The 23985-nt window shown below is 73.5% G+C and carries 16 protein-coding genes; 12 read left to right on the forward strand and 4 right to left on the reverse strand.

Going from position 1 to position 23985, the window contains the following annotated elements:
• Positions 1–246 precede the first annotated feature (246 nt).
• From AB0F03_RS17335 to AB0F03_RS17370, 8 genes are all read left to right on the forward strand, one after another.
• On the forward strand, positions 247–1956 hold the full coding sequence (locus AB0F03_RS17335; RefSeq protein ID WP_361992057.1) for a glycerol-3-phosphate dehydrogenase/oxidase: 1710 nt from the start codon (positions 247–249) through the stop codon (positions 1954–1956).
• A 577-nt stretch (positions 1957–2533) separates the two neighbouring features.
• A complete protein-coding gene (locus AB0F03_RS17340; RefSeq protein ID WP_361992060.1) occupies positions 2534–4606 on the forward strand; it encodes a serine/threonine-protein kinase in 2073 nt (690 codons plus the stop codon).
• 165 nt (positions 4607–4771) lie between these two features.
• Positions 4772–7471, forward strand: coding sequence for a protein kinase (locus tag AB0F03_RS17345; RefSeq protein ID WP_361992063.1), 2700 nt, complete (start codon positions 4772–4774; stop codon positions 7469–7471).
• Between the two features lie 272 nt (positions 7472–7743).
• A complete protein-coding gene (locus tag AB0F03_RS17350) occupies positions 7744–9555 on the forward strand; it encodes a serine/threonine-protein kinase (RefSeq protein ID WP_361992066.1) in 1812 nt (603 codons plus the stop codon).
• A 108-nt stretch (positions 9556–9663) separates the two neighbouring features.
• A complete protein-coding gene (locus AB0F03_RS17355; protein ID WP_361992068.1) occupies positions 9664–11421 on the forward strand; it encodes a serine/threonine-protein kinase in 1758 nt (585 codons plus the stop codon).
• 95 nt (positions 11422–11516) lie between these two features.
• Complete coding sequence (locus AB0F03_RS17360) at positions 11517–12446, forward strand: serine/threonine-protein kinase (protein ID WP_361992071.1); 930 nt, start codon at positions 11517–11519, stop codon at positions 12444–12446.
• 167 nt (positions 12447–12613) lie between these two features.
• Entirely contained in the window at positions 12614–14227 is a 1614-nt protein-coding gene (locus AB0F03_RS17365) for a succinic semialdehyde dehydrogenase (RefSeq protein ID WP_361992074.1), read from the forward strand.
• Between the two features lie 109 nt (positions 14228–14336).
• Positions 14337–16115 (forward strand): GMC family oxidoreductase, encoded by a 1779-nt coding sequence (locus AB0F03_RS17370; RefSeq protein WP_361992077.1) that lies wholly within the window; start codon positions 14337–14339, stop codon positions 16113–16115.
• A gap of 237 nt (positions 16116–16352) precedes the next feature.
• Here the strand turns inward: AB0F03_RS17370 and AB0F03_RS17375 are convergent, their stop codons facing one another.
• Positions 16353–16610 carry a chorismate mutase gene (locus AB0F03_RS17375; protein ID WP_361992211.1) on the reverse strand — a complete coding sequence of 86 codons (258 nt, stop codon included), beginning with the start codon at positions 16608–16610 and terminating at the stop codon, positions 16353–16355.
• Between the two features lie 323 nt (positions 16611–16933).
• Here AB0F03_RS17375 and guaA point away from each other — a divergent pair, with 323 nt between their 5' ends.
• Entirely contained in the window at positions 16934–18514 is a 1581-nt protein-coding gene (gene guaA / locus AB0F03_RS17380) for a glutamine-hydrolyzing GMP synthase (RefSeq protein ID WP_361992080.1), read from the forward strand.
• Positions 18515–18527: 13 nt separating this feature from the next.
• Here the strand turns inward: guaA and AB0F03_RS17385 are convergent, their stop codons facing one another.
• The gene (locus AB0F03_RS17385; RefSeq protein WP_361992083.1) at positions 18528–18995 is read right to left on the reverse strand and encodes a pyridoxamine 5'-phosphate oxidase family protein; all 468 of its coding nucleotides are present in this window, start codon (positions 18993–18995) and stop codon (positions 18528–18530) included.
• 139 nt (positions 18996–19134) lie between these two features.
• Here AB0F03_RS17385 and AB0F03_RS17390 point away from each other — a divergent pair, with 139 nt between their 5' ends.
• The 3 genes from AB0F03_RS17390 (at position 19135) to AB0F03_RS17400 (ending at position 22119) form a co-directional block, all read left to right on the forward strand.
• Positions 19135–19929: a class II aldolase/adducin family protein gene (locus tag AB0F03_RS17390; protein ID WP_361992085.1), complete on the forward strand. Its 795-nt coding sequence runs from the start codon at positions 19135–19137 to the stop codon at positions 19927–19929.
• A gap of 247 nt (positions 19930–20176) precedes the next feature.
• A complete protein-coding gene (locus tag AB0F03_RS17395; RefSeq protein WP_361992088.1) occupies positions 20177–21454 on the forward strand; it encodes a hypothetical protein in 1278 nt (425 codons plus the stop codon).
• A gap of 137 nt (positions 21455–21591) precedes the next feature.
• On the forward strand, positions 21592–22119 hold the full coding sequence (locus AB0F03_RS17400; RefSeq protein WP_361992091.1) for a DoxX family protein: 528 nt from the start codon (positions 21592–21594) through the stop codon (positions 22117–22119).
• On the opposite strand, the gene AB0F03_RS17405 is transcribed toward AB0F03_RS17400, so the two are convergent.
• Positions 22116–22325, reverse strand: a complete 210-nt coding sequence (locus AB0F03_RS17405) for a hypothetical protein (protein ID WP_361992093.1) — start codon at positions 22323–22325, stop codon at positions 22116–22118. The two genes, AB0F03_RS17400 and AB0F03_RS17405, sit on opposite strands and share 4 nt — an antisense overlap.
• Positions 22312–23895: a PspC domain-containing protein gene (locus AB0F03_RS17410; RefSeq protein WP_361992097.1), complete on the reverse strand. Its 1584-nt coding sequence runs from the start codon at positions 23893–23895 to the stop codon at positions 22312–22314. Before AB0F03_RS17410 ends, AB0F03_RS17405 begins: the two co-directional genes overlap by 14 nt.
• Positions 23896–23985 lie beyond the last annotated feature (90 nt).

Genomic DNA, 23985 nt, shown 5'->3' on the forward strand with positions numbered 1-23985 from the left:
AGGTGCGCAACCGCTGTGGACAAGACGAGCGAGTGCAGTGTCAGACTAGGTACACATATGACCGTTATGTGTGATTGTGTTCGTGTGTCTTCCGGGGGTTCTGCGTGAGTTGTCCACAGGGTGTCAGCACGTGGTGGCCGAAGTCGGACGACGCGGAGAGAATTTGGGCATGAGGAGGGGATGAACCGGGCTTCGCCCACCGGGTGCGGCCGACGTGAGCACGTCTTGCGACTTCGGGAGGCAGCGGTGAGGACAGCGACTCTGGGGCCGGCGCAGCGCGCCGAGGCACTGGCGGCGATGGCGGAGCGCGAGCTGGACGTCCTGGTGATCGGCGGCGGAGTGGTCGGCGCCGGCACCGCACTGGACGCCGTCACCCGCGGCCTGTCCACCGGCCTGGTCGAGGCCCGCGACTGGGCGTCCGGCACGTCCAGCCGGTCCAGCAAGCTGATCCACGGCGGCCTGCGCTATCTGGAGATGCTCGACTTCGCGCTCGTCCGCGAGGCCCTCAAGGAGCGCGGCCTGCTCCTGGAGCGGCTCGCCCCGCACCTGGTCAAGCCGGTGCCGTTCCTCTACCCGCTCCAGCACAAGGGCTGGGAGCGGCTGTACGCCGGCTCGGGCGTCGCGCTCTACGACGCGATGTCCATGGCCCGCGGCCACGGCCGGGGCCTGCCCATGCACCGCCACCTGACCCGCCGTCACGCCCTGCGCGTCGCCCCCTGCCTGCGCAAGGACGCCCTCGTCGGCGCCCTCCAGTACTACGACGCCCAGGTCGACGACGCCCGCTTCGTGGCCACCCTGGTGCGCACGGCGGCGTCGTACGGCGCGAAGGTGGCCAACCGCGCGCGCGTGACCGGCTTCCTGCGCGAGGGCGAGCGGGTCGTCGGCGCCCGGGTCCGGGACGTGGAGGCCGGCGGGGAGTACGAGATCCGGGCCCGGCAGGTCGTCAACGCCACGGGCGTGTGGACCGACGACACCCAGGCCATGGTGGGCGAGCGGGGCCAGTTCCACGTCCGCGCCTCCAAGGGCATCCACCTGGTCGTCCCCAAGGACCGCATCCACTCCACCACCGGCCTGATCCTGCGCACCGAGAAGTCCGTCCTGTTCGTCATCCCCTGGGGCCGGCACTGGATCGTCGGCACCACCGACACCGGCTGGGACCTGGACAAGGCCCACCCGGCCGCGTCCAGCGCCGACATCGACTACCTCCTGGAACACGTCAACTCGGTGCTCGCGGTGCCGCTGTCCCGTGACGACGTGCAGGGCGTGTACGCCGGGCTGCGCCCGCTGCTGGCCGGCGAGTCCGACGCCACCAGCAAGCTGTCCCGCGAGCACACGGTCGCCCATCCGGCGCCGGGACTCGTGGTCGTGGCGGGCGGCAAGTACACGACGTACCGGGTGATGGCGAAGGACGCCGTCGACGAGGCCGTGCACGGTCTCGACGCGCGTGTCGCCGACTGCGTGACGGAGGAGACCCCGCTGCTCGGCGCGGAGGGCTACCAGGCGCTGTGGAACGCGCGAGCGCGGATCGCCGCCCGCGCCGGACTGCACGTGGTCCGCGTGGAACACCTGCTGAACCGTTACGGCTCGATGGCCGAGGAGGTCCTGGACCTCATCACCGCCGACCCGGCGCTCGGCGAGCCGCTGCGGGCCGCCGACGACTACCTGCGCGCCGAGGTGGTGTACGCCGCCTCGCACGAGGGCGCCCGGCACCTGGACGACGTCCTCACCCGCCGCACCCGCATCTCCATCGAGACGTTCGACCGGGGCACGCGCAGCGCCCGGGAGGCGGCCGAGCTGATGGCGCCGGTCCTCGGCTGGGACCAGGACCGGGTCGAGCGCGAGGTCGAGCACTACGAGAAGCGCGTGGAGGCCGAGCGGGAGTCCCAGCTCCAGCCGGACGACCAGACGGCGGACGCGGCCCGGCTGGGAGCGCCGGACATCGTGCCGCTCACCTGACCCCAGCCCCGTCACCGCCCTCGGCCGGGGAGTTTTCACCCGAACGAGTGTCACGAACGGGGATCTTCGTTCGGAACTGGCTCGTTTCACCGGGTGCGAGGGAGGAACTCGGACGTGTGCAGGGCCGTACGGGCGGAGCCGTACGGACAGGGCCGTATACACAGGGCCGTATGGAAGCGGTCCGGGCCGGCCGGAGCGGTGAGCGGCACGGGCGGCCGGGGAGGGGAGCGTGATGTGTGTGGCCTGAGGCGGGGTCAGCGGCGGTGTGGCTCCGCCGACTTCCGGGAGCCGGTCCGCCCGTCGGTGCGGGGGAGAGGACCGGGTTCGATGCGTCGCCGTCGGTGACATGGCGGTGGCGCAGTCCGGGCGGGCGCCGGTATGGCCGGGAGTGTCCGAAGCGTCGGCATCCCGGTTTCTCCCCTCTTGCGACTCATCATCCCGGTAAGCGGAACACCCGCTTCACCCGGGCCTCGAGGGCGCGGAGGGCGGACTTCGGCCACGGGCACCCTGGGCATCGGCCACTTGCGGGGTAAGAGACAATGGAGGCTCTGTCAGGGCGGGTTGTATGAGGGGACGCATGTCGGAGACGGAGCGGGCGGGAACATCCCGTCAGGAGACTCGTCAGGGCAATGGCGAGCGGCGTCTCCTCGCCGGGCGGTACCGGCTGGGAGACGTGCTGGGCCGCGGCGGCATGGGAACGGTCTGGCGCGCCGAGGACGAGACCCTCGGCCGGACGGTCGCCGTCAAGGAACTGCGGTTCCCGACGAACATCGACGAGGAGGAGAAGCGGCGCCTGATCACGCGCACCCTGCGCGAGGCCAAGGCGATCGCCCGGATCCGCAACAACAGCGCGGTGACGGTCTTCGACGTGGTCGACGAGGACGACCGGCCGTGGATCGTCATGGAGTTGGTGGAGGGCAAGTCCCTCGCCGAGGTCATCCGCGAGGACGGCCTGCTGAAGCCGAAGCGCGCCGCCGAGGTCGGGCTCGCCGTCCTCGACGTGCTGCGCTCCGCACACCGCCAGGGCATCCTGCACCGGGACGTGAAGCCGTCCAACGTGCTCATCGCCGAGGACGGCCGGGTCGTGCTCACCGACTTCGGCATCGCCCAGGTCGAGGGCGACCCGTCCATCACCTCCACCGGCATGCTGGTCGGCGCCCCCTCCTACATCTCCCCGGAGCGCGCCCGCGGCCACAAGCCCGGACCGGCGGCCGACCTGTGGTCGCTCGGCGGCCTGCTGTACGCGGCGGTCGAAGGCGTGCCGCCCTACGACAAGGGCTCGGCGATCGCCACGCTCACCGCCGTGATGACCGAGAACCTGGACGAGCCGAAGCACGCGGGACCCCTGCGGGACGTCATCTACGGCCTGCTCACCAAGGACCCGGCCCAGCGGCTCGACGACGCCGGGGCCCGGGCCATGCTCAACGCGGTGATCCACGCGCCCGAGCAGGAGCCGATGGACGCCACCCGCGTGGTCCCGCTGCCGGCGCAGCCGGGTCCGGCCGAGGGCAAGCGCGGTGAGGAGGCCGGGGAGAAGCTGCGCGGCGCACTGCGTTCGGTCCGCAAGGCGGCCGGGGCGGCGGGCGCGGCGGCGTCGCGGCCGAGAACCACGAGCGAGACGGCGGCCCCGGCCGCCGGTGGCGCGGCCACCGGAGCGCGGTCCGCCTCCACCGGACCCGCCTCCACCGGACCCGCCTCCACCGGACCCGCCTCCACCGGACCCGCGGGCACCGGCCCGGCCGGGAGGCCGGCCGTCCCGGCACAGGATTCCGGATCCGTCCCGGACTCCGGTCCGGCCAAGCGCAGTTCCGGCTGGCCCGTGGTGCCGCCGCCGGACCTGGACCTGCCGCCGCGGCCGGTCCCCAGGGCGCCGCTGACCGACGTGGTGCCCAGGCGCACGCTCGTCATCATCGCCGTGGTCGTCGCTCTCGCCGTGCTCGGCACCGTGCTCGCCCTCACACTGAGCGGCGACGACAAGAACGGCAGGAACAGCGGGAACGGCGGCACCAGGGCCGCCGCCAGCACCGGCGCCTCCACCAGGGAGGACAAGAAGACGGACGGCGGCACGGCCACCGGGAGGAAGACGGACGGCGCGACCGCGGCACCGACCGGCAGCGGTTCCGCGTCGGCCACCGTGCCGGACTCCGGCGCGAGCCCGTCCGCCGACGACTCCGGCACGTCCGGCGGGAAGGGCGGCGACAAGGACGGCGGGAGCGCTCCGGCGGTCACGACCCGCAAGAGCGGCCAGGGGTACTCGATCGGGCTGCCGAAGGGATGGCAGTACCGGTCCACCGGAGCCGCCGGAGACCGCTACACCGGGCCCGCCGGGCAGAAGCTGCTCGTCGCCTGGACCGACACGCCCAAGGGTGACCCGGTGGCGGACTGGAAGAACCAGGAGCGCTACATGGTGCGCTCCCACTACCACAGGATACGCATCGAGAAGGTCGACTACCGCCACTGGAACACGGCCGACTGGGAATTCACCTACGACGAGGGCGGCACCGGGTACCGGACGATCGACCGGGGCTTCGTGGTGAACGACCACCAGGGTTACGGGCTGATGTACACGGCGAAGGGCGCCGACTGGCACGGCGATCTGCGCAAGGACACCTGGAAGACACTCACGAAGTCGTTCACGCCCAAGTCGTAGGCGGGGCACGCCGGTTTGGTGCGCCGGAATCCGTCATCCGCTCGGTGCGGGTTGCCTCCGGCACGTATCGTGAATGGTCGCGGACCGTACGCAGCCGCATGCGTGTGCGAAACGGGTCGTACGACGAACGGAAGTGACGGATCTCGGGCGGCCGGGGGAGGCCAAGTGGACGACTACGCGGGTCGGGTGCTCGCCGACCGCTACCGCCTGCCACTGCCGCCGTCCGACGCCTACGAACTCACCGAGACCCGGGCCTTCGACACCTACAGCGGTCAGGAAGTACTGGTCCGGCAGGTCCCGTTGCCGGAGGTCGTCGAGGCCGAGGTCCTCGACGCGGAGGGGCTGCCCGAGGGGTTCACCGCACGGGAACGCGTGTCCCGCCGTACACCGGGAGCCGGAACCGCCACCCGTCGGCCCGCCGACCCGGCGGTGCGGCGCGCCGTCGAGGCCGCGCAGGCCGCGGCCCGTATCCCCGACCACCCGCGCCTCGACCAGGTCTTCGACGTGTTCGCCGAGGGCGGCTCACTGTGGATCGTCAGCGAGCTGGTGGCCGCGCGCCCGCTGGCGGCCCTGCTCACCGAGGCACCGCTGTCGCCGTACCGGGCGGCCGAGGTCGCCTCCGACGTCCTCATGGCGCTCCGGGTGCTGCACGCCCACGGCTGGGTGCACCGCAACCTCACCGCCCGCACGGTCCTCGTCTGCGACGACGGCCGGGTGATGCTGACCGGCCTCGCGGTCGGCGCGGCGGAGGAGGCACTGAGCGGGTACGACCCGGTGCCGGCTCCGGAGGGGCCCACGGGGGACACGACGGACGCGGGGGACACGGCGGACGCACGTGCGGGTGATCCTCCGGGAGGCCGGCCGGGTGTGGGAACCCCCGGCGCACCCGGTGTACCCGGCACGTCCGGCAGGCCCGAGGTCTTCGGCAGGACCGGGGTGTCCGGCGTTCCCGGGGCCTCCGGTGTGCCCGTGGTCCCCGGTGGTGCCGGGGGCTTCACCGGGGCCGGTCCGGGCGGTGGGCCGGCCGCGGGGACCGATCCCGAGGCCGCGCGCCGGGCCGCGATCCAGGCACGGGCGGCCGGCGGACTGCCGGCTGCGGGGACGGGAGAAGCGACCGGTGCCGGGGTGTCCGGGCCGGCGGGGCAGCGGGCCCTGGAGAGCGGGGCGGACGTCCGCGCCGCCCGGGCCGGGGCCGTCGCCGCGTACCGCGCGGGCGCCCGGGCCGCCGCCCGGGTGCAGGAGGCCCAGCAGAAGGGGCGCGCCGCCCTGCCGGCGGCCCGTCCACCGGCCGAGGACGAGGCTGGGGCCGGGGCCGGTGGCGACACCGGCCGAGGCGATGTCACGGCACCCTCGCCGTACGGCCCGCAGACGCGCGACGCGACACCGTCCGAGCGGGTGGCCGACCCGTACGGGCTGCGCGGCGCCCCGTGGCACGGTGCCGCACCGCGTACCGGACCGGACGGCACGGCACCGGCCCCGGACGGCGGAGCACCGGGACACGGCGCCGGTCGCCACGGGGAGCACCCCGCTGTTGCCGACCGGACGGGAGAGTCCGCCGGCGTGCCCGCGCCGTCGGCCGCCCGGTGGGACGAGGGCGGCACGGCGCGGCGGGGGCCAGGTACGGCGTTGGCCGCGGAGCGGGCCCGGCAGGTGCGGATGACCGTCGTCGGGCCGGTGACCGAGCGGTGGGCGCCGGAACAGGCCGGCCCCGTGCACGAGAACTGGCAGCTGGCGGCGCCGATCGGTCCGGCCACCGATCTCTGGGCGTTGGGCGCGCTGCTGTTCCGGGCGGTGCAGGGACACGCGCCGTACCCGGAGGAGTCGACGGCCGAGCTGGTCCAGCTGGTCTGCGCCGAGCCGCCCGCCTTCGCCGAGGAGTGCGGCCCGCTGCGGCCGGTCGTGGAGTCGCTGCTGCGTCAGGACCCCACCGAGCGGCCCCAGCCGGAGGAACTGAGCGGCTGGCTGCGGTCGCTGGTGCGCTCCGCGCCCGAACCGGACGCCGGCACCCACGTCGTGCCCGTGCCGCCCGCCGACCCGCGCCGGCTGCCGATCGTCCGGCGCCGCGGCGAGCTGGTGCGCCGGCGCCGCGCCGGACTGCCCGCGGCCCATCCGCACGGCCGGCACAAGCGGGCCCGGGAGGACGCCGGTTCGCCGCGCAGCCTGGGCCGCACCCTGCTCCTGCTGATCCTGCTCCTGCTGGCCGGCGCGGTCGCCTACGCGCTGCTCTTCATGCCGGAACAGGGCGAGAGCGGCGCGGCGGATCGTGGCCGTACCGGGGCGGCCGGGCGGACCGGCCCCGCGCCGTCCCACTCCGCGGCGGCGTCGGACGGGCAGGGCGCACCGGAGGACGACGCCTCCGCATCCGCCTCCGCGCCCGCGACCGAGACACAGACCGGCGGCGACCCCGCCGTCGCCGACGGTTTCACCCTGCGCAAGGACCCGGACGGCTTCCAGGTCGCCGTCGCCGAGGGCTGGCACCGCACCCCGAAGAACGGCAGCGGCCAAGTGGTCTATGCGCACGGGAACTTCGAGCTGATCGTCGTACCGGGACGCGACGGCACCGCGGCGTTCGGCAGCGATCCGATGGTCTACCAGCGGGACAAGGAGCGCGAACTCCAGCCGTACCGGGACTCCAGCTGGGCCACGGCGACCGGGCTGCGGACCATCGAGGTGGGCGGACGGACCATGGCGGAGGGGCAGTTCACCTGGACCGACGGGCAGGGGCGGGACCTGTTCGTGCGGAACATGGCGCTGCTGCTGAACGGGCGTTACCACGTCATCCAGGTGCGCGGCCCGGAGGCCGAGCGCGACGAGGTGACCCGGCTGTACGAGCAGGCGACCGCGACCTACCGGCTCCGCGGTTGAGCAGGTCACAGGGGCCTGCCGGCGTGACGGTGGAGCGGGTCCCGGGCGCCGCACGCGCCGTAGCCGGTGCGTCGCCGGGCGGGCCACCGCCACGTACCGCCACCGCGGTTGAGCGGTCCGTGTGACGGCCGGGCGGTGCGGAGCGGTTCGCGCACGCGTGCGGGGTCGTCAACCGTCACAGTGCTGTCACCTTGGCACCCCGCCGGTTCCCTGGGGGCAGACCGGTCCTTAGTCTGAGCCTGTCAAGAGCATTGCGGGGCAACGTGAATCAGATGCAGGGCCTGCTCATAGCGGGCCGCTATCGGCTCGCCGACTCCATCGGCAGAGGCGGCATGGGCCGGGTGTGGCGCGCCCACGACGAGGTGCTGCACCGGCAGGTCGCCGTCAAGGAGTTGACCGCCGCGCTCTACGTCTCCGACAGCGACCGGGCCGTCCTGCTCGCCCGTACCCGGGCCGAGGCGCGTGCCGCCGCGCGCATCAACCACTCCGCCGTCGTCACCGTGCACGACGTCCTGGAACACGACGGCCGCCCGTGGATCGTGATGGAGCTGGTCGAGGGCAGCTCGCTGGCCGACGCGGTCAAGGAACGGGGGCGCATCGAGCCGGCGGAGACCGCGCGGATCGGGCTGTGGGTGCTGCGCGCGCTGGGCGCCGCGCACTCCGCCGGAGTACTGCACCGGGACGTCAAGCCGGGCAACGTCCTGCTCGGCGAGGACGGCCGGGTCCTGCTCACCGACTTCGGCATCGCCCAGATCGAGGGCGACTCCACCATCACGCGCACCGGAGAGGTCGTCGGCTCGGTCGACTACCTCGCGCCCGAGCGGGTCCGCGGCCACGATCCCGGCCCGTCCTCGGACCTGTGGGCGCTCGGCGCCACCCTGTACACGGCCGTCGAGGGCCGCTCGCCGTTCCGGCGCACCTCGCCGCTGAGCACCATGCAGGCGGTCGTCGAGGAGGAGGTCGACGAGCCGCGCCACGCCGGTCCGCTCGGGCCGGTCATCGCCGCGCTGCTGCGCAAGGACCCGGCGCGGCGCCCGGGCGCGGGGGAGGCGGAGCAGATGCTCGTCGAGGCGGCGGAGGGCCGTCGGCCGCGCTCGGCACAGGCGTTCGTCCCGACCCAGGGCTCGGGCGTGCGCCCGGACGGCGGTCACGGCCCGGGCGGGCCTTACGACTCCGGTACCCCTGCGGGCGGCTACGGTCCCGCACCGACAGGTCCCGGCCACGGCTCCGGGGCGGGCCGTCCCGGCTACGGCCCGGGCGCGGACGCGGGCCGTTCCGTGACCGGCCCGACGGCGACGGCACCCACCACCGGCACACCCCTGTCCGCCGCGTCCACGGGCGGCACCACCACGCCCGGCGGGCCGACGGCGGGCGCGGTCACCATGGTGGGGCCCGCCGGAGGGGGCCGGGCGGGCGGCCGGCCCCGCCGCCGGCTGCGCACCCTCGCGCTGGTCGTGGCCGTCGCGGCGGTGCTCGGGGGTGGCGCGGCGGCGGGCATCCAGTGGTGGAACGGGCTGGAACAGGACAGCGGGACGGGCGACGACTCCGGCCCGGACCCGCGGCCGGCGGTGAGCGGCAGCGGCGCGCCCGGCTCCACCGGCACGGTCCCCGCCGGCTGGCGGACGTACCACGACCCGCTGGGCTTCAGCCTCTCCCTGCCCAAGGGCTGGACACGCAAGGTGTACGGCATCCAGGGCGACCTCAAGCAGATCGACTACACGCCCGACGGCGGCAGGCACTTCGTCCGCATCGCCATCGACACCGCGTCGGACTACGTCAAGCCCCTCTCCCATCAGGAGGACCTCGAGCGGCAGCTCCAGCGGCTGGTCGACTACCGGCGCGTCACCATGAAGGAGAACCTCTACCGCGACCGCGACGGCGCGTTGTGGGAGTACACCTGGACGGCGCTGAAGAAGGACCCGCCCTACGTCGCCGGGCCGCGCCACGCCGTGGAGGAGACGTACTTCTCGCCCAAGGGCACCGAATACGCGATCTACATGTCGTCGCCGGCCGCCGACTGGGCGAGGACCGCCAAGCAGTTCACGTGGGTACTGCGGAGCTGGCAGCAGCCGAACGAGGGTTGATCCGGGCGCGGCGGACGGCACAGACGGCCGAAACAGGCAGGTTGTGCGGGGTGGCTTGGCCGGTCGGCGCCCCGGAGGCCAGGCCCGTGGTGCGGCATGATGGGGCTCATGGGGACCGAGGGAGCCGGCTTCCGGCTGATCGCGGGCCGTTACCGCCTGGAGGAACGCATCGGGCGCGGCGGCATGGGCGTCGTCTGGCGGGCGAGCGACCGGGTGCTGGGCCGTCACGTGGCGGTCAAGGAACTCCTGCCGGACGACGCGCTCCCGGACGACGACGCGCGCCGCCGCCGGGACCGTACGTTCCGGGAGGCCCGCGCGGTCTGTCAGCTGCGGCACCCGCACATCATCGTGGTGCACGACGTGGTGGAGCAGGACGAACGGCCCTACCTGGTCATGGAGTTGATCGACGGCGGTTCGCTCGCCGACCGGATCGCCCGGCACGGCCCGGTCGACGCCGCCGAGGCCGCGCGGATCGGCATCGCCCTGCTCAGCGCGGTGCGTACGGCACACGAGGCGGGGGTGCTGCACCGGGACATCAAGCCCGCGAACGTCCTGCTCGAGTCCGGCACCGACCGGGTCGTCCTCACCGACTTCGGCATCGCCCAGGTCGAGGGCGCCACGACGCTCACCGAGACCGGCTCCTTCGTCGGCTCGCCCGAGTACACCGCGCCGGAACGGATGTCCGGGCTGCGCACCGGCCCGGAGTCCGACCTGTGGTCGCTGGGCGCGCTGCTGTGCACGGTCCTCAGCGGCGAGTCGCCGTTCCGGCGCGACTCGCTCGGCGGCATCCTGCACGCCGTCGTCACCGACGACATCCGGCCGCCGGCCCAGGCCGGACCGCTGCTGCCGGTCGTGCTGGGCCTGCTGGAGCGGGACCCCGACCGGCGGCTGGGCGCGGCGGACGCCGAGCAGATGCTGGCCGCGTACCTGGAGACGGGCCGCACGCCGGCCGCGCCGGGCGGCCAGGGGGCGGTGGGGAGCACGCACGGCAGCGGGCGGCTGCACCGCCTCGGCGGCGGCCGGACGCCGAAGCCCTCCGCGCACCACCCGCCGCCCCACTGGGACCTCCCGCACGGCGGGTCGCCGCCGTACGCCTCGCCCCGGCCGCCGGGGGAGGCGCTCCCGGCCCGGTCCTCGCCGCGCGGTGTGCTGGTCGCGGCGCTGCTCGTCGCCGCGCTGGCCGGCGCCGGCGTGTCGGCCGCGGCGCTGCTGCTGCACCGGGACGGGGGCGGGGGCGGCGGCACCCCGGGCGGTACGGCGACGAGCCCGGCCACCCGGACCGGTACGGGAGGCACGGGGCTGTCCCCGTCCCCGCCCGCCACCCGGCCGACACCGTCACCCACTCCCTCCCCCACCCCGTCGCACGCCCCGACGACCGCCTCCACCCCGCCCCGCCCGACCGCCGCCGGCTCGCACACCGCGCCCTCCGGTTACCGCGCGGCCCGGGACCCGGCCGGCTTCTCCCTCGCCGTACCGGAGGACTTCACCCGCAGCCCCGAGGGCGAGCGGGTCTTCTACCTCTCACCGGGAGACACCTTCCGCCTGGGCGTCAAGGTCGGCGCACCCCAGCCGGGCGGTCCCGCCGGGGTGATGAACCGGTCGGCCGCCGACGGCGCCTCCAGCAACCCCGGTTACCGCGACGGCCGGGTCACGCGCACCCGGCACGCCGGACACCCGGCCGCGCTCTGGGAGTTCACCTGGGACGGCTTCAGCGCGGCGGAGGGCCCGCGGCACACCTACGACCTGTGCTGGGAGGAGGACGGGCGGCTGTACGACGTGTGGGTGTCGGCGCCGGTCGGCAAGGTGCGGGAGGCGCGGGAGTACTTCGACGTGGCCGTCGACACCTTCTCGGTCACGGGCGCGTGAGCGCTCCGCGGTCGGGCTGCCGGCAGGGAACGCCGGACGCGCGGTTCCGGCCGCCCGCTTCGACAACGGCCTGGTGCGCACGGTACTCATGTGCCATGACCGAAGACGGCGAACTCCCGCTCGACGCACGCCTGATCGGCGGTCGCTACCGGCTGGCCGGACGTCTCGGCTCCGGACCGGCCGGCACCGTCTGGCGCGCCCGGGACGAACAGGACGAGCGCCTGGTGGCCGTCAAGGAACCGTTGCTGCCCGGCGATCCGGCCACCGACGAGGAGAGCCGGCGTGTCGCGCACCGGCTCCACCACGAGGCCCGGGCCGCCACCCGGGTGCGGCACCCCTCCGCCGTGACGGTGTACGACGTCGTCACCGAGGACGGCATCCCCTGGATCGTGATGGAACTGGTGGCGGGCGAGTCCCTGCGCGAGGTGCTGTGCCGTGGCCCCGTGCCGCCGCCCGAGGCCGCCCGCATCGGACTCGCCGTGCTCGGCGCGCTGCGCGCCGCCCACGCCGTCGGCATCGTGCACCGGGACATCAAACCGGCCAACGTGCTGCTGGAGTCCGGTACCGGGCGGGTCGTCCTCACCGACTTCGGCATCGGGGACGGGCACGCGGACGAGTCGCCCGCCGGGTTCGTCGCCCCCGAGCGGGCGGCGGGACCCGGCGCCGGCCCGGCCTCCGACCTGTGGTCCCTGGGCGCGCTGCTGCGCGCCGCCGTCGGGGACACGGACCCCGGACCGCTGGGGCCGCTGGGCCCGCTGCTGGACCGCCTGCACGCCGGTGAGCCGGCGTCACGGCCGGACGCCGAGGAGGTCGCCGCCGTACTCCACGACTACCTCGGCCTGCCCCCCGTACCGGAGCCCGCTCTGGCACCCCACGCCCCGGACCCGACCTCCGCCCCTGACCCGGCCCCTGAACCGGCCCCGGCCCCCGGCCCCGCCACCGACCCGGCCCCCGCGCCCGCTCCGTGGCGCGCGCCGCTGTCCGCGCTGGGGCTCCTCCTCGCGAAGAAGACCGGGACCGACTGAAGAGGACCGGGACCGACTGAAGAAGACCGGGACGGACCGAGGAGGGTCCGCTCCACGCCCTGATCAGTGCATTCGCTGCCACCGATCACTGGCAGGATGTGTGTACCGCGTGAATCCCCGTTACCGACGGGTACACAAAGCCGCCGCCGCGGCATACCCTGCGCGTCATGACGGACACGCAGGCCCCGGACATCGCCGGTACCAACCCGCTCGCGCCCGCTCCCGAAGGCGCCCGCACGGCCGCCGACGTGGTCACCCCGGAGCTGGTCGCCCAGCTCGTCAAGGGAGTCGCCGGCAGCGGCCGTACCGCCAACCACAGCCCCCTCACCGGCGAGAAACTGGCCGACCTGCCCGAGTCCGGCCCGGACGACGTCCGCGGGGCCTTCGAGGCGGCCCGTGCCGCGCAGGCCGTGTGGGCGAAGGTCCCGGTACGGCAGCGGGCCGCCGTCCTGCTCCGCTTCCACGACCTGGTGCTGGAGCGGCAGGCCGAGGTCCTCGACCTGATCCAGCTGGAGACCGGCAAGGCCCGCCTGCACGCACACGAGGAGGTGCAGGCCGTCGCCGTCGCCGCCCGCCACTACGGCCGCCGGGCCGCCGCCTACCTGCGCCCCAAACGGCACGCGGGTGCCGTGCCGGCCCTGACGCAGGTCACCGAACTCCGGCACCCTCGCGGCGTGGTGGGCCAGATCGCCCCCTGGAACTACCCGCTGGAACTGTCCGTCGGCGACGCCCTGCCCGCCTTCGCCGCAGGCAACGCCGTGGTGATGAAGCCGGACACGGAGACCTGCCTCACCGCCCTGTGGGCGCGTGACCTGCTCGTCGAGGCCGGGCTGCCCGACGGCGTCTTCCAGGTCGTCCTCGGCGAGGGCCCGGTTGTCGGACCGGAGCTGGTCCGGCACGCCGACTACGTCTCCTTCACCGGCTCCACCCGCACCGGCCGAGAGGTCGCCGTCGGCGCCGCCGCCCGCCTGGTCGGCGTCTCCCTCGAACTGGGCGGCAAGAACGCCATGCTGGTGCTGGACGACGCCGACATCGAGAAGGCCGCCGCCGGAGCCGTCCGCGCCTGCTTCTCCTCCGCCGGCCAGCTGTGCATCTCCATCGAGCGGCTGTACGTCCACGACTCCGTCGCCGACGCCTTCCTGGAGCGTTTCGCCGCCCGCACCCGGGCCATGCGGCTGGGCAGCTCGCTCGCCTACGGCGCCGACATGGGCTCGCTGGTCGGCGAGCGGCAGCTGAAGACCGTCGAACGGCATGTCGAGGAGGCCGTCGCCAAGGGCGCCAAGGTGCTCGCGGGCGGGGTGGCCCGCCCCGACATCGGCCCCTACTTCTTCGAACCCACCATCCTCGACGGCGTCGAGGACTCCATGGCCGTCTGCGAGGAGGAGACCTTCGGCCCGGTCGTCTCCGTCTACCGCTTCACGACCGACGACGAGGCCGTCGAACGCGCCAACGCCACCCCGTACGGCCTCAACGCGTCCGTCTGGACGAGGAACGCCCGCCGCGGCCGGGAGATCGCCTCCCGCCTGCGCACCGGCACGGTCAACGTCAACGAGGGCTACGCCCCCGCCTACGGCAGCGCCCAGTCCCCGATGGGCGGCATGAAGGACTCCGGCCTGGGCCGCCGCCACGGCTCCGAGGGCATCCTCAAGTACACCGAGGCCCAGACGGTGGCCCGGCAGCGGCTGCTGCCGATGGCGCCCTCACTGGGCATGACGGACGAGCAGTACGCCGCCTTCATGAGCACGAGCCTGCGGCTCATGAAGGCATTCCGGTTCCGGTGAGTCCGGCGCGGGGGCGCGGGGCCGCATCCGGCAGGCGCCCCCGTTCCCCCGCCGCGCGAGCGCGAGACACCGCGGACGGCCCGCACGCACACTCGACGAGGAGACACCCGTGCCCCAGGACGCTTACGACTACGACGTCCTCATCGTCGGCTCCGGCTTCGGCGGCTCGGTGTCCGCCCTGCGCCTCACCGAGAAGGGATACCGGGTGGGCGTCCTGGAGGCCGGCCGCCGCTTCGCACGCGAGGACCTCCCGCGCAACTCCTGGGACCTGAAGAACTACCTGTGGGCCCCCCGGATCGGCTGCTACGGCATCCAGCGCATCCACCTGCTGGGCAACGTCATGGTGCTGGCCGGCGCGGGCGTCGGCGGCGGCTCGCTCAACTACGCCAACACCCTCTACGTACCGCCGGCGGCCTTCTTCGACGACCCCCAGTGGCGGGACATCACCGACTGGCAGGAAGAGCTGAAGCCGTACTACGGCCAGGCCCAGCGCATGCTCGGCGTCCGGATCAACCCCACCATGACCCCCTCCGACGTGCACCTGAAGGCGGCGGCCCGGCGGATGGGCGTCGCCGACACCTTCCACCTCGCCCCGGTCGGCGTGTTCTTCGGTGACGGCAAGGACGCCGACGGCAAGGCGAAGGCCCGGCCGGGGGAGCAGGTGAACGACCCGTACTTCGGCGGCGCCGGCCCCGACCGGAAGGCCTGCACCGAGTGCGGCGAGTGCATGACCGGCTGCCGGCACGGCGCGAAGAACACCCTCAACGAGAACTATCTGTACCTCGCCGAGAAGGCGGGCGCGGTCGTCCACCCCATGACGACCGTCGTGTCCGTCACGGACGACTCGCGGGGCGGTTACGCGGTGACGACCCTGCCGACGGACCGGAAGAAGAAGGGCCCGGGCCGGACCTTCACCGCCCGCAGGGTCGTCCTCGCGGCCGGTACCTACGGCACCCAGACCCTGCTGCACCGCATGAAGGCCGGCCGCCAGCTGCCGTACCTGTCCCCCCGGCTCGGCGACCTCACCCGCACCAACTCCGAGGCACTGGTCGGCGCGCAGACCGACAACCGCCGCTACCACCGGGCCACCGGCGCGCCGCGGGCCGACTTCACCCGGGGCGTCGCCATCACCTCCTCGATCCATCCGGACGCCAGCACCCACATCGAGCCGGTCCGCTACGGCAGGGGCTCCAACTCCATGGGCAGCCTGTCGATCCTCCAGGTGCCGTACGCGGAGGGTTCCTCGCGCGTACTGGCCTGGCTGGCGAACGCTGCCCGGCACCCGATGCTGGTCGCCCGCTCCCTGTCCAACCGGCGCTGGTCGGAGCGGACCATCATCGGCCTCGTCATGCAGTCGCTGGACAACTCGCTGACCACGTTCCTGAAGCCCGGCGGTGTCGGCAAGGGGCTCCTCACCGCCCGGCAGGGGCACGGTTCGCCCAACCCCAAGCAGATCAAGGCCGCGACCGAGGCCGCCTCCGCGCTCGCCGCCGAGATCAACGGCTTCGCCGGCAGTAACGTCGGCGAGCTGATGGGCACCCCGCTCACCGCTCACTTCCTCGGCGGCTGCCCCATCGGCGACTCCGCGGAGACGGGCGTGATCGACCCCTACCACCGCCTCTACGGTCACCCCGGCATCTCGGTGGTGGACGGCGCCGCGGTCTCGGCGAACCTGGGCGTGAACCCCTCGCTGACCATCACCGCGCAGGCAGAACGGGCCATGTCCTTCTGGCCGAACAACGGGGAGGACGATCCGCGTCCGGCGCAGGGAGCGGCGTACGAGCGGCTGAAGCCGGTGGAGCCGCGGACCCCGGCCGTCCCCGCCGACGCGTTCGGCGCGCTGCGGCTGCCGTTCCTGGGGATACCGGCGGTGCCGCCGAAGAAGTGACCGGAAACGGCGCGGAGGAACGACGCAGAGGGACCTGCATCCCCCTCCGAAGGCAGGTCGCTCCGCGCCGTTTGTTGATCCCGCAGGTTTGATCAGCGAAGAGTCCGAAGGGTTGCTCCCGAACCGCGAGGTTCGCCTGTGACCTGAGTCACGTACGCGCCGGGCCGCGGTCGCGGGCAGGACGACGAAGCGGTGCGCGGACCGCTCACGCGCCGTACGGGTGAGTACGGGGCGAACTCAGACGCGACCCCGGCACAGTTCCAGCAGGGTCATGGCGAGGGAGGTGCCCGGCTTGCCGAGCGCGTCGCGGTAGCGGCCGAGGATCTCCATCTCGCGGGACAGGCTCACCCGCCGGCCGCCGGAGGCGATCCGGGTCTGCTGGACGACGGCGGAGACGGCCATCCGCTCCTGGACGAGGCCGATGATCCGGTCGTCGAGCACGTCGATACGCTCCCGGGCGTCGGCGATGGCCGCTTCCGGGCTGACGGCGGTCATGTGCGGGCTGTCGGCGGTCACGTGCGGGCTGGTGGTGGTCATGTCGGGCTCCTCGGTCGGGAAGACGGATGCCCTGGAACGGCAGAACCCGGAAAACGACAGGCGCCCCGGGCCTTGTCGGCCCGGGGCGCCTGGGAAGTCGCTTGGCGTCAGCTCAAGCAGCACGACCATGGCAGCCGGCGGGCCGGGTGCCATAGGTAAAGACAGAAGTCACGTGCTGGAGCATGGCCCCAGTATGCCATGGCCCGTGCAGAGGAAGCCTCCCCGCCCGCCCCGTTAGACTCGGTAGCACAGACCCCCGCCCGACCACCAGAAGGCACCCCGTGTCATCAGCGACTCACACTGCCGCCAACCCCGACACCGTTCTGGTCGTGGACTTCGGCGCGCAGTACGCCCAGCTCATCGCCCGTCGCGTCCGCGAGGCGCGGGTCTACAGCGAGATCGTGCCGAGCACCATGCCGGTCCGGGAGATGCTCGCCAAGAAGCCCGCGGCCATCATCCTCTCCGGCGGCCCCTCGTCGGTGTACGAGGAGGGTGCCCCCAGCCTCGACCGCGAGATCTTCGAGTCCGGCGTCCCCGTCTTCGGCATGTGCTACGGCTTCCAGTTGATGGCACAGAGCCTCGGCGGCACCGTCGACAACACCGGAGCGCGCGAGTACGGCCGCACCGACCTCCAGGTCTCCCGGGCGTCCTCCACCCTCTTCGAGGGCACCCCGGCCGAGCAGCACGTGTGGATGTCGCACGGCGACGCCTGCTCCGCCGCGCCGGACGGGTTCACGGTGACCGCGTCCACGGACGTCGTCCCGGTCGCCGCCTTCGAGAACGACGACAAGCGGCTCTACGGCGTCCAGTACCACCCCGAGGTCATGCACTCCACGCACGGCCAGCAGGTGCTGGAGCACTTCCTGTACCGCGGTGCGGGCCTGAAGCCGGACTGGACCACCGGCAACGTGATCGAGGAGCAGGTCGCCGCGATCCGCGAGCTGGTCGGCGACAAGCGCGTGATCTGCGGCCTGTCCGGCGGGGTGGACTCGGCCGTCGCCGCCGCCCTCGTCCAGAAGGCCATCGGTCACCAGCTGACCTGCGTGTACGTCGACCACGGCCTGATGCGCAAGGGTGAGACCGAGCAGGTCGAGAAGGACTTCGTCGCGGCCACCGGCGTCCAGCTGAAGGTCGTCGACGCCGAGGAGCGCTTCCTCACCGCTCTCAAGGGGGTCACCGACCCCGAGGAGAAGCGGAAGATCATCGGTCGCGAGTTCATCCGCGTCTTCGAGCAGGCCCAGGCCGAGATCATCGCCGACGAGGGCCCGGCCGTGGAGTTCCTCGTCCAGGGCACCCTGTACCCGGACGTCGTGGAGTCCGGCGGCGGCACCGGCGCCGCGAACATCAAGTCGCACCACAACGTCGGCGGCCTGCCCGAGGACCTCGAGTTCCAGCTGATCGAGCCGCTGCGCATGCTGTTCAAGGACGAGGTCCGCATGGTCGGCCAGGAGTTGGGCCTGCCCGAGGAGATCGTCCAGCGCCAGCCGTTCCCCGGCCCCGGCCTGGGCATCCGCATCGTCGGCGAGGTGACCAAGGAGCGTCTCGACCTGCTGCGTGAGGCCGACGCCATCGCCCGCGAGGAGCTGACCGCGGCCGGCCTCGACCGTGACATCTGGCAGTGCCCGGTGGTGCTGCTCGCCGACGTCCGCAGCGTGGGCGTCCAGGGTGACGGCCGCACCTACGGCCACCCGGTCGTGCTGCGCCCCGTCTCCTCCGAGGACGCCATGACCGCCGACTGGTCCCGGCTGCCCTACGACGTCCTCGCCCGCATCTCCACCCGCATCACCAACGAGGTGCGGGACGTCAACCGGGTCGTGCTCGACGTGACCTCCAAGCCGCCGGGCACCATCGAGTGGGAGTAGTCCTCCCCAGGTCCTAGCGGCGCCGGAGAGTGCGCACCGGCTCTCCGGGCTTCCATACCCGGGTGACCAGATACACGTCGTCCTCGACGGAGGTCCGTACGACCTCCGTCAGTTCGGTGCGGAAGAGGTGGAACGGCTGCGGCGGTTCCACCTCTTTCACGTAGGCGGCCTTCGCGGCGCCGTCCTCGACCTCGTACGCCCGCCCGCTGATCCGCACATCCCCGCCGCCCATGCCCGTCCCCTCCCCGGGGTTGGCCTGAAGGGCGAAGCGGGGGTCGCGGCGCAGGTCGAGGGACTTGAGGGAGCCCGGCATCATGCCGAACCAGAGTTCCCCGCCCAGGAAACGGACCTCGAGGCCGGACGTGCGGGGCGAGCCGTCCTTGCGGAGGGTCACCAGGACGTGGTGCCGGTACGCGCCGAAGCGCTGTTCGGTGGTCGCCGCCAGTTCGGGCGCGGCGTTGCTGAAGGCTGCCCAGTTCATGCGGACGAGTCTCGCCGAGAATGCCGACATCTTCTGTCGGGTATCCGCGGCATACGGCATCTTCACACAACGGCTCTGCTCTTTTGCGCCGGCCGAAGGTAACTTCCGCCCGTACCGCAATCCCAGTGCTGGAGGACCTATGCACGGGCCCAAACCGCCCCTGCCGCTGCCCACCGACCAGCTTCGGTTCGCCATGCCGCCCATGCACGAGACGGCCGAGGACGAACGCCGGCACCGCAAGGAGCGGCTCGCGGGTGCCCTGCGGATCTTCGGGCGGGCCGGTCTTGAGGAGGGGGTGTCCGGGCACATCACGGCCCGGGACCCGGAGTTCACCGACTGCTTCTGGGTCAACCCCTTCGGGATGCCGTTCCGGCACGTCACCGTCGGCGACCTCGTCCTCGCCAACCAGGACGGACAGGTCGTCGAGGGCCGCTACCACGTCAACCAGGCCGCCTTCACCGTCCACGCCCAGGTCCACGCCGCCCGCCCGGACGTCGTCGCCGTGGCCCACTGCCACTCCGTGCACGGCCGCGCCCTCGCCGCCCTCGGCGACCTCATCGACCCCATCACCCAGGAGAGCTGCGCCTTCTACGAGGACATCGCCCTGTACGACGCCTACACCGGTGTCACCGTCGACGCCGGGGAGGGCCGCCGGATCGCCGCCGCGCTCGGCTCCCGCAAGGCGCTCGTCCTGCGCAACCACGGGCTGCTCACCGTCGGCGACTCGGTGGACGCGGCAGCCTGGTGGTTCCTGTCCCTGGAGCGTTCCTGCCAGGTGCAGCTGATGGCCAAGGCGGCGGGCCGGCCGGTGCTCATCGACCACAGACTGGCCGTCGCCACCCGGGAACAGCTCGGTGGTGACCTGGTCGCCTGGATCAACTACCAGCCGTTGTGGCAGGACATCAGCCGCAGCGAACCGGACCTGCTCAGCTGAAGCCCCGGCACGGCCGCCTCCGTCACCACGGACTCCCTCCGCTGGATGATCCCGGCCGTACGGCAATGTGCGCAGCCAAGTCAACACGGCGGTCCGCGCTTCACCCGCGGCGCCTCCGAGCCGTGGCCCCCAAGGCCCTGATGTAGGGCACAATTCGCTGTCAACACTGGGCAGTTGCCGGGCGGTCGCGCGCACTGCGCCGGCCGGCGGCCACGACGGCAGGTCATGGGGAAGGCGGGCGTCGGGCATGGCGGTGCAGGAGGCCAGGGGCGACACGGGTGCCGAGGGCGGCGAGAGCGGCTGCACCTGCGGGGACTGCCCGCACGGCGCGGGGGAGGGACACCGGCGGGCCGTCGCCGCTTTCCTGCGCCGGCGCGACGAGTTCGCCGCCGGCCGGGGACTGCCGGCGGCCGTCGCGCACTCCGCCCCGGCGTCCCGCCAGTGGGTCTCCGAGGAACTGACCCAGCGGGCCGAGGCCGTCGCCGAACGCGGCCGGGCCGAGGGCGCCACCTGGCTGGCCCGGCTGTGGCTGCGGACCGTGTACACGGTGTGGGGCGCGTTCACCGCGCTGCTGCTCACCGAGGCGCTCACCGCGATCGGCGCGGGCTGGACCGGCGCCCGCACCGCCGCTCTGCTCGCCGCGCTCGCCGTCGCCGTCGCGCTGACCGCCGCCTGCTTCTTCCACCGGGCGCGCGGCGGGGCGCTCGCACCGGTGATCGGCGAGGACAACCGCATGTCCACCTCCCGTACCGTGGCCGTCTGCTGGGTGCTGTTCGTCGGATACGCCGTCCTGCTGCTGGCCGCCCGCCTGGCCGCGGCCTCCGATCCGGCCGAGCGCGACACCCTGGTCTCGGGCCTCGGCCTGGCGCGCGGCGCGGGTGTGCTGACCGTTCTCGCCGTGGTGTGCGGCATCGCCGTCCTGGTCCGCCGGGTGGTGGGCCTGCGCATCCTCGCCCAGCGGCTCCAGAAGGTGCCGGCCCACCGGCCGCGCGCCGCCGACCTGCTCACCGACGACTCCGGCCGGGGCGCCTTCACCGACATCCAGTACGTCGCCGTCAGCGCCGTCGCCCTGCTGTTCGCCGCCGTACGGCTGGCCCGCCGCCCCGACCGGCTGCCCGACCTGCCCTGGGGGCTGGCCGTGGTCGTGCTCATCTCGGCCGCGACCTACCTGGTCGGCAAGTACGCCGAGGGCGGCCGGCCCGTGATCCTCTCGGTGGTCCGCGCCCGCGAACCCGGCGATCTCGACGGACCCGTCCGTACCGGCGACGACATCGAGATCCGCGGCGCCGGTTTCGTCCCGCCCGGCGCCCAGACCGCCGACAACCTCTCCCGCATGGTGGTCCGCATCGGCGCGGTCGACGTCCACGTCCCCCTGGTCCCCGTCACCGGCGGCTTCCGCAACCCCACGGACACCACCCTGACCGTGCCCGTACCCGCCGACGTCGAGCCCGGACCGGTGGACATCCAGGTGGTGACCGCAGCCGGCACGGCGACCAACCGGTACCCGGTCCATGTGACGGAGTGAGCCGGCCCCGCCCACCCCGCCGTCCGCACGAACGCCGGAAATCCGGAGAATCGTCCGGGACAGGAGTGAACGGGCTCCCCTCGCCGTACGTATCGTCGGACGAGGGGTGCACGGTGGGCGAGAGGCGGCTGGCAGCGATGACTCACGGCATGCGGACGGACACGTACACCGACCGTCTGAACGGTTCCCGCCCCTGGCGGGACACCGCCACCCACTACGCCCTTCTGCCGCTTCGCGTCTTCCTCGGGGTCACCTTCGTCTACGCCGGCCTGAACAAGCTCACCGACAGCGCGTTCTTCCACTCCAGCGGCACCGGCTCGATCGGCGAGACCCTGAGCGGGGCCCGCGGATCCGCCGCCCTCCCGGCCCTGATCGACCTGGCCCTGAAGAGCCCGGTGGGCTTCGGCTACGCCATCGCCCTCGGCGAGGTGGCCGTCGGCATCGGCACCCTGCTGGGCCTGTTCGGCCGGCTGGCCGCGCTCGGCGGTGCGCTGATCTCGCTCAGCCTCTGGCTGACGGTGAGCTGGGCGACCACCCCCTACTACTACGGCAACGACCTCGCCTACCTGATGGCCTGGCTCCCCCTGGTCCTCGCCGGCGCCCCCTACCTGTCCCTGGACGCGGTGTGGCGGGCCCGGCGGGAGCGGGCCGGCGGTTACCGCTAGCCGCCCTCCGCACCTCCGCGTCTGCGTATCCCCCGGGTCAGGACGGCCGTGATGCCGGCCAGGCAGAGGCCGCCCACCACGAGCGGCACGACCGCGAACCACGGTGTGTCCCACAGACCGCCCGCGTCCCCCGCGAACATGGCACCGGTGGCGGTGAGGAAGAGTCCGGCGACCAGCTTCCCGGGCTGGAACTCATGACGCAGCACGGCTGACCTCCACCTGTCCCACACCGACGTCGAGCGTCAGCTCCAGCGTGCCCGCCTTCCCGGCACCGTCGGCCGGTGCCAGTGTCATGTCCTTGTGCCTGCCGGGTTTCACGTCCACGTCCTTTCCGCTGTCCCCGGGCAACCGGATGTCGCCCACCCCCACATCGATGCTCATCCGCACGATCGCGTCCGCCGGCACGATCACCTTCAACTGTCCCGCGCCCACCCGGGCGTCCGTCGTGACCGTCTGCCCCTCGGCCGGACGCACCCGGGTCAGATCCAGAGTGCCCCGGCCGGTGCCGAGGTCGTACGCGGACCGCAGCTGGGCCGTGGCCGCCGGCTTCCAGGACGTCTCCCGCCAGTGGCCGGTGATGTCCCGGGGCAGGGCCGCCGCCCCGGCGAGCAGGGCCGCCGTGACGAGCGCCAGGAACACCGTGCCCGCCCCGGTCCGGCCCAGGAACGCGCTGAACGCGATGCCCAGGCCGAACACCGCCAGCGCGCACGCCAGGCCGGTCTGGAGGCTGGTGCCCAGCGGGCGGCTGTCCCAGCCGACCCCGGTGCCCAGGCCACCCGCCAGCAGGGCCAGCAGAAACAGCCGGCCACCGATCCAGCGGGGGCCGCGCTGGGGCGGCGGTATCGGGGGCTCGGTGCGGGGCGGCCGTACGGTCCCCTGGTGCGTCCAGGGCGTGGCGATGCCGATGTCGAGGACCGAGGTCAGGTCCCGGCCCCGGGCGTCACCGGGCCCCCACAGATAGCCGGTGCCACCGACATGGGTGCCGTCCTTGACGATCGGGTCCCGCCACCAGGACGGGTACGTGATGACCGGCGGCGCCTGGGCCTCCGGCGGGGCGTCGGCGGCGGCCTGCGCGGCCAGCGGGTCGGGGTCGGGGGCGTCCCGGCGCCGCGACCAGTACCCGGCGCCGGCGAGCAGCAGTGAGAGCACCGCGGCGAAGGCCAGCACCCCGCCGTTTCTCAGCATCGTCAGGAAGATCCCGCAGCCGACCAGCGCGAACAGCACGGCGGCCAGCGCCTGGCCGTCGACGCGGCCCGTGAACAGCTTGCGGAGTTCGTTCTCCTCCTCGTTCGCGTAGGGCACCAGCAGCCAGGCGAAGCCGTAGAAGATGAGACCGAGGCCGCCGGTCGCGGAGAGCACGGCCAGGGTGATGCGGAAGATCACCGGATCCATGTCGGTCTGCCGTCCCAGCCCCGCGCACACGCCCGCGATCATCTTGTGTCCCCGGTCGCGCCGGAACCGCTCGGGGACCGCGGGCGTGTCCTGCCGCTCTTCCCGCTCGTCGGTCGCGCTGCCGCTGCCGCTGCCGCTGCCGCTGCCGCTGCCGCTGCCGCTGCCGCTCCCGCTGCCGCTGCCGCTGCCGTCAGCGGTGTCAGCGGTGTCAGCGGTGTCGGTGGGGGCGCTGGTGTGGGTATGGGTATGCGTGTGCATGCCGGGGCCGGCCGCTCCTGTCTTTCCCGTCGCGGCGGGCGCGGCATCCGTCGGCCCGGTGCCCGGGGCCGGGCGCGGGCCGGAGCCGGGTCCCGGACCCGTCGCGGCGTGCTCGTGATCCGTCATGCGTCCATGGTGACGGCCCGTCCGCCCCGGCGGCAGTCGGGACAACCCTGGGCCGACCCTGAAATCGGCCCCGAGACGGGCTGGGGAGGC

The sequence above is a fragment of the Streptomyces sp. NPDC028722 genome (assembly GCF_040637655.1).
Classification (GTDB): domain Bacteria; phylum Actinomycetota; class Actinomycetes; order Streptomycetales; family Streptomycetaceae; genus Streptomyces.